An 831-nucleotide genomic window follows, 5' to 3' on the forward strand; every position below is an offset into this window, starting at 1 on the left:
TAATAAAAGGAGCAAGATCGAGATATTATGGACAAACAAATTGGATTCATCGGGTGCGGAAACATGGGTATGGCTATGATTGGCGGGATGATAAACAAAAATATAGTGTCTTCAGATAAACTAATTTGTTCAGATTTAAACGTCATTAATCTAAAAAATGCTAGTGAAAAATATGACATAACTATAACTACTGACAACAATGAAGTAGCTAAAAATGCTGATATTTTAATTTTATCAATCAAACCAGACTTATACTCATCCGTAATTAACGAAATAAAAGAACAGATAAAAAACGATGTAATAATCGTAACTATTGCTGCGGGAAAAAGTATTAAGAGTACTGAGGATGCTTTCGGTAAAAAGTTAAAGGTTGTAAGAGTAATGCCTAATACACCTGCTCTTGTTGGAGAAGGAATGTCTGCGTTATGTTGTAATGAAATGGTTGCAGAAAGAGATTTAGAAGAGATACTCAATATATTTAATAGTTTTGGTCAGGCAGAGATAGTAAGTGAAAAATTAATGGATGTTGTAACATCTATAAGTGGTTCTTCTCCAGCATATGTATATATGTTTATAGAAGCTATGGCAGATGCTGCTGTACTAGATGGTATGCCAAGAAATCAAGCCTATAAATTCGCGGCTCAAGCTGTATTAGGTTCTGCAAAAATGGTATTGGAAACAGGAATACATCCAGGTGCGTTGAAAGATATGGTTTGTTCTCCAGGGGGAACGACGATAGAAGCAGTAGCAACACTAGAGGAAAAAGGTTTAAGAACAGCTATCATTTCAGCTATGAAACGTTGTACTCAAAAATCTGTTGAATTATCCAGT

The 831-nt window shown here is 34.4% G+C and carries 1 protein-coding gene; it reads left to right on the forward strand.

Annotated features, from left to right (window positions below):
• Window positions 1–27 precede the first annotated feature (27 nt).
• On the forward strand, window positions 28–831 hold an 804-nt coding region (gene proC, locus HRG09_RS28210), incomplete at its 3' end, for a pyrroline-5-carboxylate reductase (RefSeq protein ID WP_174104087.1).

Source organism: Bacillus sp. Xin1, from assembly GCF_013314535.1.
Classification (GTDB): Bacteria; Bacillota; Bacilli; order Bacillales; family Bacillaceae_G; genus Bacillus_A.